At 55.2% G+C, this 18,238-nt stretch carries 14 protein-coding genes; 7 read left to right on the top strand and 7 right to left on the bottom strand.

Translation table 11 applies throughout. From position 1 onward, the window contains the following. The first annotated feature begins 214 nt into the window (after positions 1-214). The 6 genes from ACR0EO_RS15190 (at position 215) to ACR0EO_RS15165 (ending at position 7,938) form a co-directional block, all read left to right on the top strand. Positions 215-2,353: a serine/threonine protein kinase gene (locus tag ACR0EO_RS15190; RefSeq protein WP_480691342.1), complete on the top strand. Its 2,139-nt coding sequence runs from the start codon at positions 215-217 to the stop codon at positions 2,351-2,353. 204 nt (positions 2,354-2,557) lie between these two features. Continuing rightward, entirely contained in the window at positions 2,558-3,565 is a 1,008-nt protein-coding gene (locus ACR0EO_RS15185) for an FHA domain-containing protein (protein ID WP_480691341.1), read from the top strand. Between the two features lie 3 nt (positions 3,566-3,568). Further along, positions 3,569-4,354, top strand: a complete 786-nt coding sequence (locus ACR0EO_RS15180) for a PP2C family protein-serine/threonine phosphatase (protein WP_480691340.1) — start codon at positions 3,569-3,571, stop codon at positions 4,352-4,354. Between the two features lie 21 nt (positions 4,355-4,375). Next, positions 4,376-5,638: a peptidoglycan-binding protein LysM gene (locus ACR0EO_RS15175; RefSeq protein ID WP_480691339.1), complete on the top strand. Its 1,263-nt coding sequence runs from the start codon at positions 4,376-4,378 to the stop codon at positions 5,636-5,638. 44 nt (positions 5,639-5,682) lie between these two features. Next, complete coding sequence (locus ACR0EO_RS15170) at positions 5,683-6,792, top strand: peptidoglycan-binding protein LysM (protein WP_480691338.1); 1,110 nt, start codon at positions 5,683-5,685, stop codon at positions 6,790-6,792. 39 nt (positions 6,793-6,831) lie between these two features. Continuing rightward, the gene (locus tag ACR0EO_RS15165) at positions 6,832-7,938 is read left to right on the top strand and encodes a peptidoglycan-binding protein LysM (RefSeq protein WP_480691337.1); all 1,107 of its coding nucleotides are present in this window, start codon (positions 6,832-6,834) and stop codon (positions 7,936-7,938) included. Positions 7,939-8,195: 257 nt separating this feature from the next. On the opposite strand, the gene ACR0EO_RS15160 is transcribed toward ACR0EO_RS15165, so the two are convergent. From ACR0EO_RS15160 to ACR0EO_RS15130, 7 genes are all read right to left on the bottom strand, one after another. After that, a complete protein-coding gene (locus tag ACR0EO_RS15160; protein WP_480691336.1) occupies positions 8,196-10,409 on the bottom strand; it encodes an NADP-dependent isocitrate dehydrogenase in 2,214 nt (737 codons plus the stop codon). A 205-nt stretch (positions 10,410-10,614) separates the two neighbouring features. Further along, positions 10,615-11,640 carry a trans-3-hydroxy-L-proline dehydratase gene (locus ACR0EO_RS15155; protein ID WP_480691335.1) on the bottom strand — a complete coding sequence of 342 codons (1,026 nt, stop codon included), beginning with the start codon at positions 11,638-11,640 and terminating at the stop codon, positions 10,615-10,617. A 9-nt stretch (positions 11,641-11,649) separates the two neighbouring features. Beyond that, a complete protein-coding gene (locus ACR0EO_RS15150) occupies positions 11,650-12,888 on the bottom strand; it encodes an NAD(P)/FAD-dependent oxidoreductase (RefSeq protein WP_480691334.1) in 1,239 nt (412 codons plus the stop codon). Then, positions 12,885-13,817 (bottom strand): 4-hydroxyproline epimerase, encoded by a 933-nt coding sequence (locus ACR0EO_RS15145; protein ID WP_480691333.1) that lies wholly within the window; start codon positions 13,815-13,817, stop codon positions 12,885-12,887. The genes ACR0EO_RS15150 and ACR0EO_RS15145 overlap by 4 nt, the downstream gene beginning before the upstream one ends. Further along, positions 13,808-14,767, bottom strand: coding sequence for a dihydrodipicolinate synthase family protein (locus ACR0EO_RS15140; RefSeq protein WP_480691332.1), 960 nt, complete (start codon positions 14,765-14,767; stop codon positions 13,808-13,810). Before ACR0EO_RS15140 ends, ACR0EO_RS15145 begins: the two co-directional genes overlap by 10 nt. Positions 14,768-14,924: 157 nt before the next feature. Next, positions 14,925-15,983 carry an ABC transporter ATP-binding protein gene (locus ACR0EO_RS15135; RefSeq protein ID WP_480691331.1) on the bottom strand — a complete coding sequence of 353 codons (1,059 nt, stop codon included), beginning with the start codon at positions 15,981-15,983 and terminating at the stop codon, positions 14,925-14,927. Further along, positions 15,980-16,786: an IclR family transcriptional regulator gene (locus ACR0EO_RS15130; RefSeq protein ID WP_480691330.1), complete on the bottom strand. Its 807-nt coding sequence runs from the start codon at positions 16,784-16,786 to the stop codon at positions 15,980-15,982. Before ACR0EO_RS15130 ends, ACR0EO_RS15135 begins: the two co-directional genes overlap by 4 nt. Before the next feature lie 140 nt (positions 16,787-16,926). Between ACR0EO_RS15130 and ACR0EO_RS15125 the strand changes: the two genes are divergently transcribed. After that, positions 16,927-18,186, top strand: a complete 1,260-nt coding sequence (locus ACR0EO_RS15125) for an ABC transporter substrate-binding protein (RefSeq protein WP_480691329.1) — start codon at positions 16,927-16,929, stop codon at positions 18,184-18,186. Positions 18,187-18,238: the final 52 nt, after the last annotated feature.

Here is an 18,238-nt window from a genome sequence, read left to right as displayed (position 1 = left end):
CGAAAAACTACATTTAGTATGCCTCATGGCTTCACCTACGTCATGTTGATTTTCAACAATGTTCGTTCTCAGTGAAGCCATGAGGCGGCCCCAATAAAGTCAAATTTGAAACGTCTAACGGTCTCAAGTGTCCTGCGGTTGTGTTTGGTTGTGAGTTCCCGGGCGATTTGCCCAGTTAAAAAACCGCAAAATGATTAGTAACGGGCGGAATGAAATGAGCCACAACCAGGCTGTCGGTGCATCGCACGACGAACCGAAAATTGAAGGACTTCAACCCGGCGCCAAGCTGTTGCGCGGGCAGTACGAAATCCTACGCTTCCTCAGCAACGGCGGGTTTGGAATTACCTACCTGGCCCGCGACAGCCTTGAGCGCGACGTTGTCATCAAGGAGTGCTATCCAAGCGCTCTGTGTACGCGCAACGGCGACATGGTCGAGCCGGCCAATCCGGATCATAAAGAAGATCTACGGGCTATCATCGACCTCTTTATTCTAGAAGCCCGCAACCATGCGCGGCTGGTTCACCCTAACATCGTAGATGTGCATCAGGTGTTCGAAGATAACGACACTGCTTACATCGCGATGGACTTCATCAAGGGCTGCGACCTGCTGGACTATGTCGAAAACTCCGACAACAAGGCGGGCCCTGACTTTATCGTTCAGGTCACAGAAAAGATGCTGTCGGCGGTATCTTTCATCCACGAAAGTGGCATGTTGCATCGTGATATTTCACCGGACAACATTTTGATCGACGACAAAGGCGAACCGATCTTGATCGACTTTGGTGCCGCTCGCGAACAGGCCGCAAATCAATCTGCGGCTCTGCTGACGCTGCGTGTGATTAAGGATGGCTATTCCCCACACGAGTTCTACGTTCGCGGCGCGGATCAGGGCCCGAGCAGTGATCTCTATGTTCTGGCAGCAACGCTGTACCACGCAATTAGCGGTGAACGCCCGATTGACGGCCAGTCACGCCTGAACGCGTTCAACAACGGCCAGGATGATCCTTATACACCGCTGACCGGCCGCTATGAGGGCTACCCCAAGGGGTTCCTTGAAGCGATCGACAAAGCGATGGAAGTCCACACCACTGATCGCCTTCAGAGCGCGTTGGACTGGCTGCGTATGTTCCGCGGTCCCGGTGTCATGTTCGATTCTTTCGAACATCGCCCGGTTTCCGTGATCGTCGCAATGGACCGTAAGGACGAAGAGGCCGAAGAAGCTCGGATCAAAGCCGAAAGCGAGAATGCAGAGGCCGTCGTTACTGCACTGTTGGCTGGAAACGCCGATCTGGCACTGGGTAACGAAGACAAAAAAGACGATGAGCTGGCCAAGTTCACGCCCAAGGATGAGGCCACTGCGACAGTCGATACCGTTGTCAAAAGCGGATCGGGTGGCAATGGCAAGATGGTTGCTGGTATCGCAGTTGTCGCTGTTGGATTGGCAGCCGGCGGGTTCTTCCTGATGTCTGGCGGTGAAAAAGCGCCGGAGCAGGAAGTTGTCACTGCAGCTAAGCCTGCAGTCACTGAAGAAACCACTCCTGCGGCCACAGAAGAAACAACTGATGTCGCGGTTGAAGCCCCGGCCGCTCAAGTTACTGAGACGGTTGCGGAAGCAGCTCCAGAACAGGAACAACCAGCGCCAGAGCCTGTCGAGCAGAACCAGGCTGAAACGGTTGCCACAATCGAGGAACAACCTCAGGCAGCCGAAATCGAGGTTGCAGTACCAGCCCCGGCGGGTCCGGTCAATCTGGCCGAAACTCAGGTTGCGTTCTCGCACTGGGATGTTGAGATTCCTTTCCAAACATCCAAACGCCGTGCGTCAACCGGCAGCGTCATTGCGATTACAGGTGTAGACCCTGAGCTTGACACCAGCGTCATTGGCGAGTGGGTCCAACGCGGCGCAGCGATCTATACTCTGAACGGTCAGCCAGTGCGCGCGAACGCGAGCTTTGCGGCTCAGATTCTGGACGATCTAGCGGTTGATCCTGACGGCTACACCCGTGTTACGGCTCGTTACCGAGCACTGGGTGAAACCCGCGCTCAAAACGGTTTGCTTGCCCTGCCCGCAATTCGAATGATCGGACTGGAAAACGGTTACGGCTTTACCGTTCGTAACACCGACGGCCAAGGTTGGAAGACTGTCGTTTCAACGCTGCCAGCGGACGCAACAGGCGGACTGCAAAAAGGTGATGTTCTGACGGCAGAAGCCCAAACTGGTTTGACGCTCGACGGCTCTGACAGCCTGAACGCGGTAATGGAAGCTCTTGTCGCCGACAACCAGCCCCAAGCCAAGTTCACCGTTTTGCGCAACGAATCTGAGACTGCTGCAACGATGCAGCTTGCGCAGGAGTAAACTAACCGGCTCGATTTTCATCTTTCCGCTGTTGCTTGCAAGGGGTGGTGACTGGAAACCCACCACCCTGACGGGGACCGGCCCGTCGCGGAAGGAAAACAACCAGGTTTCCGAAACAGAAATACCGTTGTGCCAACGCGCACAGAGGTCAGTAGCAGCCCACGGGACGACAAGCCCGTACCAATAAACAAAGGTGTCGACACCATGTTCAAATATAAAAGCCCTCTTAGCCGGCTTCTCGAAGGTGCCGGCAAAGCCAAAGAGCCCGAAGCGGAAGCCGAAGAAATCAACGATGCCGCCGAACCAGCGGCCGAGCCTGCCAAGCCTATCGCAGATTTCAACGCTTTGCGGAACGCATTGGCCGGCGGCAATATGACCACCGAAAGCTACGACGACTCGGATGACCTGATCCCGGAAGAGGAGATGCCCGAGTTTGTTGAAGACAAAGATGAGGCGTCAGCTGAGTCCGAAGATGAGATCATCATCACGGAAGTGATCGATGAAATTCAGGAACCTGCTCCGGCCGAGCCAGAAGCTGAAGAACCCGAAGCGGTCGTTACGCTGCACGTCGCATCCGAAGAAGAGCCTGTCGTCGATGAAGCCCCTCAGGTTGAAGAGCCTAAGGAAGAGCCAGTGATCGAAGTGGTTGCAGAGGCTCCCGCAGTTCCTCAGGTTGCCCCGGTTGCCGAAGTAAAGCCTGAACCCGAGGTCACTCCTGCTGCCCCCGAACAACCGGCACCTGCCGCTCAGTCGGATCGCCGCAGCCGGGTAAAGACAACCTTCCTTGGCTTTGAGCGTGCCGATACTCACGTACAAGATCTGATCGAAACCTCTGAGCCGGTTGCAAAAACAGAGACGGCAAATGAGACCTTTCCTGTTGGCTGGCTGGTTGTGACTGGTGGGCCGGGCCGTGGATCCTGCATCACCTTGACAGAAGGCCTGATGCAAATCGGTCGAAACGATGATCAGGCAATTCAACTGGACTTTGGTGACACGGGCATTTCCCGCAGCAACCACGCCGTAATCGCCTATGATCCCGAAGATCGTAAGTGCTATCTGGGTCACGGCGGCAAGGCCAACCTGGTTCGCTTGAACGGCAAACCGGTCCTGAGCACCGTCGCTCTGTCCAATGGCGATCTGATCCGCATCAGCGAAACCTCTGTCCGTTTCACCGCGTTCTGTGATGACGGCTTTGACTGGCGGGACGCCTAATAGATGCTGGCGACTCCGGCATATGATATTGCGCTGATCCTGGAAATGGGTCAGCGGGACTCGCAGGAAGACGCGGTCGCGGCACGTCTGTTCGACGCAGCAAACGCCGGCTACGTTGTCGTGGCTGACGGTATGGGCGGACACGCAGCGGGCGAAGTTGCTTCGGAATTTGTGATCTCTGCCTGGCGTGACGCACTGGACGCTGAGCTCGAAGGCACAGACCCCTCAGAATCTGCACTGATCGATGCACTACCGCTTGCCGCTATGCAAGCCAATGCCTCAATCTCCAACCATTGCGAGGAACAGGGCGAAGGCTTCAACATGGGTTCGACCATGCTGGGCGTTCTCTTGCTGGGCAATCGGGTGTTCTGGATTTCGATTGGGGATAGCCCCCTCTATCTATTCCGAGACGGAGAACTGCGCCAAATCAACGAAGACCACTCTATGGCGCCTTTGATTGATGCACAGCTTGCCGAAGGCACTTTGACCGAAGCAGAAGCTCTGGCTCATCCCGATCGCAACCAACTAACGTCGGTGGTCATGGGAGCTGCGATCCCTCAGGTCGATTGCCCCGAAGAGCCGCTTTGTCTGACACCTTCGGATATCTTGATCCTCGGCAGCGACGGCTTGCAGTACATCAGCAACACAGAAATTCAGGCGATTTTGGCCGCCAACGCACAAGCATTGGCGCAGGACATCGCCGATGCGCTTTTGCAAGCACTACACGCCAAGGGCGACCCGGATCAGGACAATGCCTCGATCGGTGTCGTGAAACTAACAAGAAACTAATCAAGGCAAAGAAACAGGACCATGAGACCCCAACTGTTCATTTCAAGCCTGGCACTTGCTGCCGCGGCGGGTGCAGCCTCGGCCCAAGAGGCCTGCACAACCTATGAAATTCAACCCGGCGACAGCCTGCGGGAATTGGCAATTCAGGTTTATTCAACCGAGAACTTCCGCATAATTCATGATGCAAACCGCGATGTGATTGGTGACAACCCAAACATCATTCGCGTTGGCGATGTATTGACCATGCCTTGCCTGGAAGACATCGGCCGCGCACCCGAAGCTCCGAAAACCGAAGCAGAAGCTTTGGCCGCAGAAATGGCTGCGGAATTGGTTGCAGCTGCTGAAAAACGTGCAGCTGATGCGATTGCCGAGGCAGAAGCCCGAGTAGCGGAGGCAGAGGCCGAAGCAAAGAAGGCTAACCAAGAAGCTGTGGTCGCAGCTAAAGCAGCGGCCAGTGAAGAAATCGAAGCAGCCCGTGCTGAAGGTGCGGCGCTGATCCGCGAAGCAGACACAGGCGAACGCCCTGAAATTCGGGATCGTCAGATACTACTGATCACCGGCGGAAACTACGCTCCGTTCACGGATGAAGACCTGCCCCATCGTGGCCTGTACACCAATCTGGTGGAAACGGCGATGCTGCGCGCTGCACCCGAACAGGCGTATAAGATCCAGTTCGTAAATGACTGGTCTTCGCATCTGGATCTTCTGATGCCGACCCTGGCCTTTGATGCTACCTTCCCATGGTCACGCCCGAACTGCGAAGAAGCAGCAGCTCTTTCGGAAAACGATCGTTCGCGCTGCGAGACATACAACTTCTCGAATCCGTTTTACGAAGTTGTGGACACGTTCTTCGCCCGTGAAGGATCAGGTTACGAACAAACCCTGACCTATGCTGATTTTGCCGGCGCAACAATCTGCCGTCCCGAAGGCTGGTCCTTGTCCCACATGAACGACGTTGGACTGTATGAACCCGCAATCACCCTGGTTCGCCCGGTTTCCCCGGACGATTGTTTTGAAGCGGTGATGGAAGGCAAAGCCGACATCGTTGCTGTCGAAGCCCACTTGGCCGTCGAAGCCATCGCACGGCTCGGATACGAACACAAAATTGTAGAAAACCCCAACCTGGCGGCCATCAAGTCGCTAAACGTCATGACCCACAAAGATAATCCGGATGGGGAAGCGATCCTTGAGACGCTGAACCAAGGTCTGGCGATCATGCAGCAATCCGGAGAATGGCGGGACATCGTATCGACCGCCCTACGCTATCAAATGGAAAACGGCTGAAACAACAAAAAGCCCTCTCAAATTCAATCTGGAGAAACTAACTAATGCCCGAATACAAGCTCCATAACGTTGTAATGACATCTGCTGCCGTCATTGCTTTCAGCGCCGGAGCCGCTGCCGCACAAGAAGCATGTACGAACTATACCGTACAAGATGGTGATACGATGGCCACCATCGCAATTACTGCTTACGGCACATCAAACTACCAGCCGATCTTTAACGCGAACCGGAATGTGATCAGCAACCCGAACGATTTGTCCCCTGGGTTGTCTCTGGTCCTTCCGTGTGAAGACGGCAGCCTGCCTAACGGTCAAAGTGCACGCGAAATTATCGCGGCACAGCAAGAGCGTTATGCAAATTCAAACCAGACCAGCTCGTTCAAAGCCCCCATTAAACTGGTGACGGGCAACGGGTGGGCACCTTTTGCTGATGAAACCCTGAATGGCGGTGGCTTTATTACCCGCCTCGGCACAACAGCCCTGCAACGGGCTGGGAACTCGCATCAGTATTCGATCAGCTTTGTGGACGACTGGAATTCGCACATCGAAACACTGCTGCCACTGGGGGCGTTTGACGTCTCGATGGCATGGAACATTCCCGATTGCACCAACCGTTCGTACGAGTGGTCATGGGAAACAGAGATCCGCTGCACTCAATTCCACGCGTCGGCCCCTGTTTATGACATCGTTCTGGGCTTCTACACAGTTCCAGAAAGCGAATACGCAAGCGCGACAAGCTTTGATGACCTGAGCGGCGCAACCGTATGCCGGATGGATGGATGGTTCATTCACGACCTCGAACAAGAAGGTCTGCAACCGGAAAAAACCATCAAACTGCTGCAGCCAGTTTCTGCACGGGAATGCCTTGACGCGGTCATGACTGGAACGGCGGACGTAGCCACGTTCGAAGTTCAGCTGTTCGCCGACACGATGGCAGAAATGGGTTTGAACCAAAACGATCTGGTCGAAAACCCGTATGTCACAACTCTTTCCGCACTTCGGTTCATCACCCACCGTTCCAACCCGCAGGGCAAGCAGTACCTCGCGATGTTGAACAAGGGGCTGAATGAAATGCGGGAGACCGGAGAATGGTACGCCATCATCTCTGACACCCTGAATGAACACAACGAACGACTGTTAGCCTCTTCTGGCTAAGGTTTAATTTTCACATTCCAACCCACGGGAGGAAGAAAAATGCAAAAACAAAAACTTAACATCAAAGTGATGACGGCCACGGCCGTCCTCACACTCACCGCAGGCGCAGCTGCAGCGCAGGAAGCCTGTTCGAACTACACAGTCGCAGACGGCGACACGATGGCAACCATCGCAATCGCGGCGTACGGCACTTCGAACTATCAGCCGATCTTCAACGCGAACCGCAACGTCATCACCAACCCCAACGATCTGTCGCCCGGCCTCGTTCTGGCTCTGCCTTGTGAAGACGGTAGCCTGCCCAATGGTCAGTCGGCTCAAGAAATTATCGCGGCGGAAGAAAAGCGCGCGGCCAGCGTCAAACGCTCGAACGTCTATGCTCCACCAATCAAACTGGTAGCAGGCAACGGCTGGGAGCCATTCACAACTGAAACACTGAGCGGCGGCGGCATTATGACCCGTCTCGCAACAACCAGCCTGCAGCGTGCCGGCAACAGCCGCGACTACTCGGTCAGCTTCGTAGACGATTGGTCCTCGCACCTGGATACTCTGTTGCCACTTGGCGCATTCGATATCTCGATCGCGTGGACTCTGCCTGACTGTACCAACCGTTCTTACGAATGGTCAGCTGCAACCGAAGCTCGCTGCACACAGTTTGTAGCAACCGTTCCTGTTTACGACGTGGTTGGTGGCTTCTTCACCCTACCCGAAAACGAGTACAGCAACGCGACATCCTTTGCAGATCTCGAAGGTGCAACTCTCTGCCGTATGGCAGGCTGGAGCATGGTTGTTCTGGAAGAAGTTGGCCTGAACAGCAACAACCTGAACCTTGTCCACCCCAACTCGGCACGCGAGTGTCTGGATGCGGTTCTGACCGGTTCAGCTGACGTTGCGGCGTTCGAAGTTGAACTGTTCGCGGCAACCATGAAAGAGATGGGTCTGACCTCGCAAGACATCGTCGAGAACCCGTACGTCTCCACACTGTCGTCGATGAGCTTCATGGCTCACCGTTCGAACCCGTTCGCACGCGAGTACGTCGCGATGATGAACAAAGGTCTGAACGAGATGCGTGAATCCGGCGAATGGTATGCGATCATCTCGGATACCCTGCGTGAGCAAAACGAAAAGCTGAACGCAGCTTCCAACTGATCAAACACATCAAATCAACAAAAATTGGCCGGTCTTAGGACCGGCCTTTTTCGTTCGACGCTTTCAATAACCACGTCGGGTACGGGAAACCCCTAATATCCGCAAAATTGTGCGCTGATAGAGTTGAGTTAACTACACCGGCGAGGCTTCTGCCTCCCCACTCGCTCAAAAGGGCCGACTTTGGGGGTCGGCCCTTTTACTTTTCTTCAGAACTAGCCCAGTAAAACAGCCACGCCCAAAAGCGTGGCCATTCGCAATCACCCGATGATCGCGTTCAGGGTTGCACTTGGGCGCATAACGGCTGCAGTTTTCGCTGGATCGGTATGGTAGTAACCACCCAAGTCAGCTGCTGGGCCTTGAGCCGCGGCAAGCTCAGACAGAATCTGCTCTTCCTTGTCAGCCAAGTCTTTAGCCAGCGGTGCAAACTCGGCCGCTAGATCAGCATCGTCAGTCTGGTTGGCCAGAGCCTCTGCCCAATACCGAGCGAACCAATAGTGGCTGTCACGGTTGTCAGGCTGGCCTACTTTACGGCTGGGCGAGCGGTTATTGTCCAGGATCCCTTGGGTTGCAGCCTCGGCCGCTGCGCCAAGAACACCTGCTTTAGCATTGCCCTTACTATCGGCAAGGAAGTTCAGCGATTCACCCAGTGCGCAGAACTCACCCATCGAGTCCCAACGCAGGTGATTTTCTTCCACCAATTGTTGCACGTGTTTTGGAGCAGAACCACCGGCGCCTGTTTCGAACAAGCCACCACCATTCATCAGTTTAACGATCGACAACATCTTCGCCGAAGTGCCCAGTTCCAGAATGGGGAATAGGTCGGTCAGGTAGTCGCGCAATACGTTGCCGGTGATAGCAATGCTGTCGTTACCGGCAGTGATGGTTTCCAACGACTGACGTGTTGCTTCACGGGGCGCCATGATCAGGAACTTGTCCGAAACACCCGCAGCTTCCAGAGCAGGTTTAACGTATTTGATCAGTTCGGCGTCATGGGCACGGTTAGCATCCAGCCAGAAAATCGCTTCGGAACCGGTCAGGCGCTGACGATCCATCGCCAGTTGAATCCAGTTCTCGATCGGAGCCTTCTTGACGGTGCACGCGCGCCAAATGTCACCCGCCTCTACATCATGCGAGTGCAGAGTTTCACCATTTGCCAGAACAATACGGATCGTGCCATCGGCCGGAGCCTGGAATGTGGTCGGGTGCGAGCCATACTCTTCGGCTTTCTGGGCCATCAAGCCAACGTTTGCCACGGCACCGGCAGTAGCCGGGTTCAATGCACCATTCGCTTTAAAGAAGTTGATGGCCTCATCGTAAACCGGGGCATAGCAACGGTCGGGGATCACACAGTTAGTGTCACCTTTGGCACCGCTCTCATCCCATCCTTTGCCACCTGCACGGATAACAGCCGGCATCGATGCATCAATAATCACGTCCGATGGTACGTGCAGGTTCGTGATACCTTTGTCACTGTCGACCATGTACATTGATGGGCGATCCGCCTTGATCGCATCAATCGCTGCCATGATGTCGGCATTACCCTGAACACGCTCCAGCAGGTCACCCAAACCAGAGTTCGGGTTCACACCCAGTGCCTCCAATTCGGAACCGTATTTTTCAAAAACCGGAGCCAGCCAAGCCTTTACCGCATAGCCAAAGATGATCGGGTCTGAGACCTTCATCATTGTGGCTTTCATGTGCAGCGAGAACATGGTGCCGTCTTTTTTGGTGTCTTCGATCGCGTCTGCCAAAAATGCTGACAGAGCTTTGACAGACATAAAGGTCGCGTCTGCAACGGTCCCTTCGGCCAGCGGCCAGCCATCCTTCAGAACAGTTACACTGCCGTCTTTGCCCACGAATTCGATTTTAGCATCACCTGCCTGCGCCCCAGTGATAGTCGCGGACTTCTCATTGGCGTAGAAGTCATTGCCCGACATCGAGGATACTTTGGTCTGGCTGGACGATACCCACTCACCCATCGAATGGGGGTTCTTCTGGGCGTAATTCTTCACTGCACGGGCCGCACGGCGGTCGCTGTTGCCTTCGCGTAGAACTGGGTTCACCGCAGAACCCTTGATCGCGTCATACCGCGCTCGGATCGCTTTTTCCTCGTCGGTCGAGGGTTCTTCGGGATAGTTCGGAATATCGTAGCCTTGCGACTGCAACTCTTCGATCGCGGCAACCAACTGCGGAACCGAAGCTGAAATGTTAGGCAGCTTGATGACGTTGGCGTCTGGTGTTTTCACCAGTTCACCCAACGCGGCCAGATCATCAGTGATGCGCTGTGCCTCTGTCAGGTTTTCCGGGAAGGTCGAAATGATACGTCCGGCCAACGAGATATCCTTGGTACCAACGCTGACGCCAGCGGCGGATGCGAACTTGCGGATGATGGGCAGAAACGATGCGCTGGCCAGTTCGGGCGCTTCGTCTACAATGGTATACAATATGTCGAAGTTCGATTTATCTGCCATATTCTTTTACCTTTTTTAAGCCTTTCGGGGCGTGCGATCCAAGAGTGTGCCACTTCTGCGTGGCGTGTGAGGGGCGCGTTTATCATACCGCCCCAACGGTGACTCTGATTTGACAGGGTCTCCCTTAAATTAGGTTGGGCTTGGGATCAATCGTTTAGAGGGGGCGCATATTGCCACGGGGTTGAGGAGGGCTAAATAAATGGCCTCACACACCCCACGTATCACTCAACTTATATCCACCCGGCCAGGGGTCATCCGGGTCCAACATGTGCTGATGAATCCCAGTGATCCAGCCACGACCGCTGATCTCAGGTATAATTGCCGGGCGATCACCTACCTGTACAGTCTCGACAATACGGCCAGTGAAACGAGAACCGATGATCGAGATAGCCTCAAATGTTTGACCAATCTTCATCTGACCCTTGGCGGCCATTAACGCCATGCGCGCAGAAACTGCTGTTCCTGTGGGTGAACGATCAACCTTGCCGGGTTGAATGGCGACAGCGGACTTACCGGTCAGACCGGTATCAGTTTCCTTGAGAGGCCCGCAAAAGGCACAGAACGAGATATGATCCCAATCGGGGTTTTCGGGATGCGTAAACCCAAGCTGCTCATTGGCGGCATTCGTGATTTGCACACCCAGTTGCGCGATATCTTTCGCCTCTGCCTCGACTATCTCAAACCCAAGAGCGGCAGCATCTACGACCACAAAGCTGTCGCCCCCATAAGCAGTGTCGACAGTCAGCGTTCCGACACGGGGAACCTCCAGAGAGGCTGCAATTTTGTCCGCAAAGCTGGGCAAATTCTGCACGAAAATACGCTCTGCCTTACCGTTCCGGCATTCAGCCCGAACATGAACAAGGCCACCGGGGGCCTCAAGCGTCATGCGCGTCTCGGGTTCTTTCATGGGGATAATCCCGCCATCCAACAGAACAGTGGACACGCAGATCGAATTAGATCCGGACATAGGCGGCGTGTCTTCCGGCTCCATGATGATAAAGGCCGCGTCAGCCTCAGGATGCTTGGGGGGGACCAGCAGGTTCACATGGCGGAATACGCCACCGCGGGGCTCGTTCAATACGAAGTTACGCAGGGCCTGATCCCTGGCAATAAAGGAACGCTGCTGCCAGATAGTTTCGCCCGGCGGCGGCTGCACACCACCGACTATGACGTCACCCACCTCGCCCTCTGCGTGGGCCGATATCACATGGATGGTTTTGCTGCTGCGCATTTATGTCCCCTAAAATCTTGCCGGAGAAAACGGAGTGACTGAAATCGGAGCAACCTGTCCGTCCACCAAAGCTCCGACAAGTTCAGCAGTGCCGGCAGATTGTGTCAGGCCCAAGTGGCCATGCCCAAAGGCATAGATAACTTCTGGCGCATTCGAGGACGCCCCAATAACCGGGATGCTATCGGGCAATGAGGGGCGGAAGCCCATCCACTGCGTCCCACCTTCGGTTTTAAGCCCCGGCAGAAATTGCGTCGCCTTGTCCAGCAATGTATCCGCCCGTTTATAATTTGGAGGCAAGGTCAGCCCCCCCAGTTCGACAGCCCCGCCGATACGAACGCCACCATTGATGCGGCTGGCAACAAAACCATGCGCCGAAAAAGTCAGGTGCATGCGCAGATCAAAGGCGCCTTCAGGCAGAGTCGTGTTGTACCCACGCTCAGTTTCCAGCGGGATATGATCCCCTAGCGTTCGAGCAAGTTGATGGGACCAGGCGCCTGCACAGACGACCACTTTGCCTGCGTCCAATACACTTTCGCCCAGAGTAATCCGCACTCCGTTTTGTGTCGGCGTCAGTGCCGTTATGTCCTGCACCTCGATCTGGCCGCCTCGCTCGCGAAAGGCTTGAGCCAGATGCTCGACCCATTTTTTCGGATCAATTATGTTGAACCAATTGGGCGTAAACCCAGCATGCGTAAATCGTGGGCTAAGGCCGGGCTGTTTCTCGGCAATCGCATCACGGGTTTCCAGCAACTCAAACTCGATCCCGTGCGCCCGGCGCACCTCCCAATTGGGAAGGCTCGCGCGAAATTCGGCTTCGCCTTCGTAAAGCTGCATCTGACCGTCTCGCTGCATTAAAGCCTCGGCGTCGACGGAAGCGATCAGGCGATCCAGGGCAGAACGGGAAAGGTCCATCAAACTGGCTTGCGCGCTTAACAGATTTTTGTAGCGATCCGGACGGCTCGCGCGCCAGAACCGCAGCATCCAAGGCGCAATTTTTAAAGCGTATGCCGGAGGAACAGACAGAGGACCAAGTGGATCCATCAGCCACTTGGGCGCTTTTCGCATAATTCCCGGCGTGGCCAAAGGCTCCACTTCGGGAAAGGCGAACGCCCCGGCGTTCCCAGCCGAGGCCTGCGCCGCGACACCATCTCGGTCCAGAACCAGAACTGAATGCCCGCGGCGCTGCAATTCCAGTGCCGTCGTGATGCCAATGACACCGGCCCCGATCACGACAACCTGCTGGGTCATAACTCAATCCCTAACCGGAATGGGTCTGCTTCTGAAAAGACCAACTTCGCTTCGGCCATGATGTGAGCCTGCCCTGTAATGGAGGGAATAACACCACCGTTTGCGCCAGGTTGGTAAGACAATCGATAGGCGCTGCCGATGACACTGTGTTGAACGATCTCTTCCCCCGGGCCTAGCGCACCATCAGCTGCAAGGCAGGCAAGCCGCGCCGAACTTCCCGTTCCACAAGGTGATCGATCATAGTTATCATCGGGGCATAAAACAAAGTTTCGGCTATGAACGTCGGGATCGGGTGAGGCATCCTGAAAGATCACATGATCAATCGGCTCACCCAATTCGCCGCCGGTCCCCTCAGCGATCGAAGCCTCTCGGATCGCTATGGTCATCTCGGTGAGTTGATGGATGTTCCCTGTCTCAACAGAAATGGGGCTTGGGTCTACAATGAAAAACCAATTGCCCCCATATGCTACGTCGCCAGTCACCACACCGTAGTTTGGGACATCAAGTGCGACGTTTGCAGCGACACGGCGGCTTTCGATATTCGTGACTGTCACGGTATTCGCATCATGCAACTCGACCGTCACTACACCGGCAGGGGTTTCGATCCGGTGGCGACCGACATCGATACGACCCATGTGCGCAAGAGTAACCGCCAAACCGATTGTTCCGTGGCCGCACATGCCAAGAACCGCATCTACGTCAAAGTAGATGACACCGGTCACACAGGACGGATCGACCGGTTCAACCAGCAACGCAGCGACCATTGCAGGTTGGCCGCGCGGTTCAAGCATGATTGACCGGTAGAACGCCTCATGCTCGGTTGCCAGACGATGCGCACGCTCCGCCAGAGGACCATCACCAAGATCGGGGGCGCCATCAAGGATGACCCGTGTAGGTTCGCCCCCTGTATGGCTGTCGATCACATGCATTCAGCGATCACTCCGCCCTGCTTGGACCAATCGGCAAACCAAGTACGGAACAAGTCATACTGTTGTTCACAGTAGTTACGTTGCGCATCGGTTAGCTCATCCGTTTCGTTAAAGTGCAGACGGTATTCCTGTTCACCATTCAGCACCAGAAGATGCTTGTAATACAGCACCAAATCCGGGCCTTCGTCAAAGCTGGAAAGCACATGGATCGCATCAGTAAGCTCTTGGGCGCGTTGACGTGCTTCAGCGCTACCTAGTGCAGCCTTTTTGGAAAGAGAGGCGAGAAGTAACGCTTCTTTCGGAAGCGCGGTGCCAATGCCTGTGATTGACCCAGTCGCGCCACAGTTAACAAAGCCGTGGTATACCTCGGTATCGACGCCAACCATCAGGGTCACCTGGTCATCCTGACTGGTGATGTTTTCAGCGGCATAGCGAAGGTCATCCTCACCACCGAACTCTTTGAAACCAATCAAGTTGGGGTGTTCTGCTCGCAATGCAAAGAACAAATCCGCGCGGGTCGCGAAACCGTAATACGGGCTGTTGTAAATGATAGCAGGAACATCCGGCGCAGCAGATAGAATTGCCTTGAAATGGTTTTTCTGAGCAATAGGAGAGCTGCCGCGAGAAAGAACACGCGGGATAACCATAAGGCCAACAGCACCCATTTTTTGCGCATGCGCAGCGTGCGCAACTGCCGAGTGGGTGTTGATCGCACCCGTCCCCACCACAACAGGAAGACCTGCGCCGATCAGACGCTCGACGCCTTCCATGCGCTGCTCATCAGTCAACAGCGGCCAATCGCCCATCGAACCGCAATAGACTACAGCCGACATGCCCTCTTGGATCATCTGCTGCCCCTTGCGGACCAACGCGTCGAAATCGGGTGTTCGATCAGCCTTACAGGGGGTCATGAGCGCAGGCATAGTGCCGGTGAAAACATTGGTCGACATCGGTTACATCCTTTTAGAAAGCAGCGTCGGGCCCAAAGAATTGGCCCTTTGAACCCGCCATATCGGATATTGGATACAAAATCCAGATGAAATCTGGCCAAAAAAAACGCGCCAGATCATCGGATCGGCGCGCTTCTGCTCACGTGCTATTTCAGTGTTACCGCAGACGCTGCCCTGTCTCGGGATCAAACAACATCGCGCGCTCGGGACGAACTGTTAAACCAATGCGCTCGCCTTGTTTGCTGCGCTGGTCTTCGCGTTCTTCGACAATTAATTTGTCTCCGTTCGGTGTCAGCAAATATGTATAGCTCACGCCTCCCAACGCTTCGGTCAAATCAACCGTGCATGTGTCTCCAGCGCGGTTTACTTCGATATGTTCGGGACGAATACCCAAGGTAACCTTGCTCAAACCCGCGGGTACTTTGGCAGGCGCATCCAAAGGCTCGCCAAACGCTGGATGAGAAATTTTTCCGTTCACAATCTCACACTCCAGGAAATTCATAGCAGGAGATCCGATGAACCCAGCGACAAAGCGATTGTCCGGATCGCGGTACAGGTCCATCGGAGCACCGACCTGTTCAATCCGCCCATCGCGCAAAACGACGATCTTGTCGGCCATGGTCATCGCTTCGACCTGATCATGGGTCACATAGATCATGGTTGCACCAATTTCATTGTGCAGCCGCGCGATCTCAACGCGCATCTCTACCCGCAATTCGGCGTCCAGATTGGACAAAGGTTCGTCGAACAGAAAAACCTCTGGACCACGCACGATGGCCCGACCAATGGCCACCCTTTGGCGTTGACCGCCGGACAGCGCTTTGGGCTTACGCTTGAGATACTGGTCCAGCTTGAGAATGCTTGAGGCTTCTTGAACCTTCTTATTAATTTCAGCCTTAGCCACCCCATTCATGCGCAGCCCGAAACCCATGTTCTCGGCCACGGTCATATGCGGGTAAAGAGCGTAGGTTTGAAACACCATTGCCACGCCCCGTTTCGCGGGATCCATGTGCGTAACGTCGCGCGCGCCGATGCGAATCTCACCTTCTGAGGTTTCCTCAAGTCCGGCGATCATCCGCAAAAGGGTCGACTTTCCACACCCCGACGGGCCGACGAATACACAGAATTCACCGTCCTCAATTTGCAGGTCGATCCCGTGTATCACCTGTGTTTGACCATACCGTTTAATGGCACCATTCAGAGTTACGCCGGTCATGTCGCTTGCATCCTGTCATTACTGGCCATTTGGCGGGTTTCGGGGAACCTCCAGGCCTGCGCCTCGGCTCCAATCTGGTCGGCCGCTTGCCGCACGTGGGGTATCCAGCTCTCTAATTGCTCGAACCCCATTCGTCCGGTGGACCCAGTTACTGAAATTGCACCCAGCACTCGTCCGCCCGAAGTCAGGATCGGACAGGCAATACAGATAATGCCGGGTTCGTGTTCTTCATCGTCAATGGCGTAACCACGTTGGCGAATAAGCTGCAGGTCCGCGCGCAGAGCTTGCTCGGACGTCAAAGTCTTTTCGGTGAACCGATGATAGCTTTGCTGGGCAACCGCATTGCACAGCGCCTCTTCATCCAGAAACGCCAGCATTGCCTTGCCTACGCCTGTGCAATAGGCAGGCCCAACTTTACCAGCCTGCGAAAACATCTCGACTGGTTGAGCCGCATTGCGCTTATCAACGTACAGAACTTGGCTGGAATCTAGTTGCGCCAGATGTACTGTCTCGCCTGTCTCCCGACTCAGCGCATCCAGAAACGGCCGCGCGACCGGCGCCAATGAGCTTTGCGTCCATGCCGCATGAGCCAGACGCACCAGCCGCATTCCCGGCGCATATGTTTGGCGGTCGGGATCGTACGACAGCATACCCTGATTGGTCAGCGATTGTAGAAACCGATACAAGGTAGCCTTAGGAAAAGTACTACTTTCCAACAATTCAGCGAACCGCACCGGTCGCCCGAATGCTGCTACTTGATCCAGCACATCGCATGCTTTGCCTATGGTTCCGTCACCTGCCACGGGTGTCTGTTCTCCTCCGCATCCCTGGCCGGTCTCGGCGCAAGGGTCTTGACAAGACTAACTGAGTCGATGTGTAGTTTTCAATATATAAAACTTGGTTTCACTATTTGGAACCAAAGTGGAAGCTAAGGGAGGAAACTATGCATTCCATGTTCAAGCGCACGGCGGCCGCACTGGCCGCCAGCGTTGCGTTAACGGCCCCGGCGGCTGCCGAACTCACAGGCGAGTTGCGCATCTTTCTTGACACATCGAACCCAGCGCCGCGTGCGACGATGGAAGCGATGATCGAAAAGTTTCAACAACAACACCCCGATCTGGCCATCGAGACCACGGTGATCGATCGCGAGGCCTACAAGACGCAGATCCGGAACTTCCTGACAGCTGATACCCCGGACGTAGCTAACTGGTACGCGGCCAACCGAATGAAGCCTTATGTCGAGGCTGGGCTGTTCGAAGACGTCTCTGACCTGTGGGCCGAGCCTGAGATCGCTGACAATCTCGCCTCGACCAAAGGCGCGATGACCATCGACGGCAAGCAGTGGGGTGTACCCTACACTTATTATCAGTGGGGTGTTTACTACCGCAAAGATATCTTTGACGAACTGGGCCTGACCGAACCGACCACATGGGAAGAAGAGCTGGTCAATTGTCAGAAGATTATCGACTCAGGTCGGGCTTGCTATACCATCGGCACTAAGTTCCTTTGGACAGCTGGCGGCTGGTTCGATTACCTGAACATGCGCACCAACGGGTTCGACTTCCACCAGCAACTCGCCAACGGTGAGGTGAGCTGGGAAGATGATCGAGTTAAGCAGACCTTCGCCAACTGGAAACAGCTGATCGACATGGGCGCGTTCATCGACAATCACCAGACTTACAGCTGGCAAGAAGCCCTACCCTTCATGGTCAACGGAGACGCAGCCGCCTATCTGATGGGCAACTTTGCTGTGGCACCTCTGCGTGAGGCCGGTCTGACTGACGATCAGCTGGACTTCTATCAGTTTGTCGCGATCAACCCCGATGTTGAACTGGCCGAGGACGCCCCGACCGACACGTTCCATATCCCGGCGAATGCCTCGAACAAAGAAGCGGCACGCGAATTCCTGCGTTTCGTCGTCTCGCCCGACGTACAGACCGAGATCAACAACGGCGCCAACCTGGGCCAGCTGCCCATCAACGCCCAATCCTCGGTGGATGAGGACAAGTTCCTGCAGCAAGGCTTTGAGATGCTGTCCTCCAACAGCCCGGGCGGCGTCGCTCAGTTCTGGGACCGCGACGCACCTGCGGAAATGGCTAAGGTTTCGATGGAAGGTTTCCAGGAGTTCATGGTGAAGCCCGACAACCTCGACCGTATTCTGTCCAAGCTGGAACGCGCACGAAGCCGCATCTACGAGAACTAAACCGGTCAGGCCGGGCTCTAGCCCGGCCTGCACCTCATCAAGCGTAAGGCGG

It is taken from the genome of Ruegeria sp. BE9 (assembly GCF_056538765.1).
This window is presented reverse-complemented; position numbering and strand designations above follow the sequence as displayed.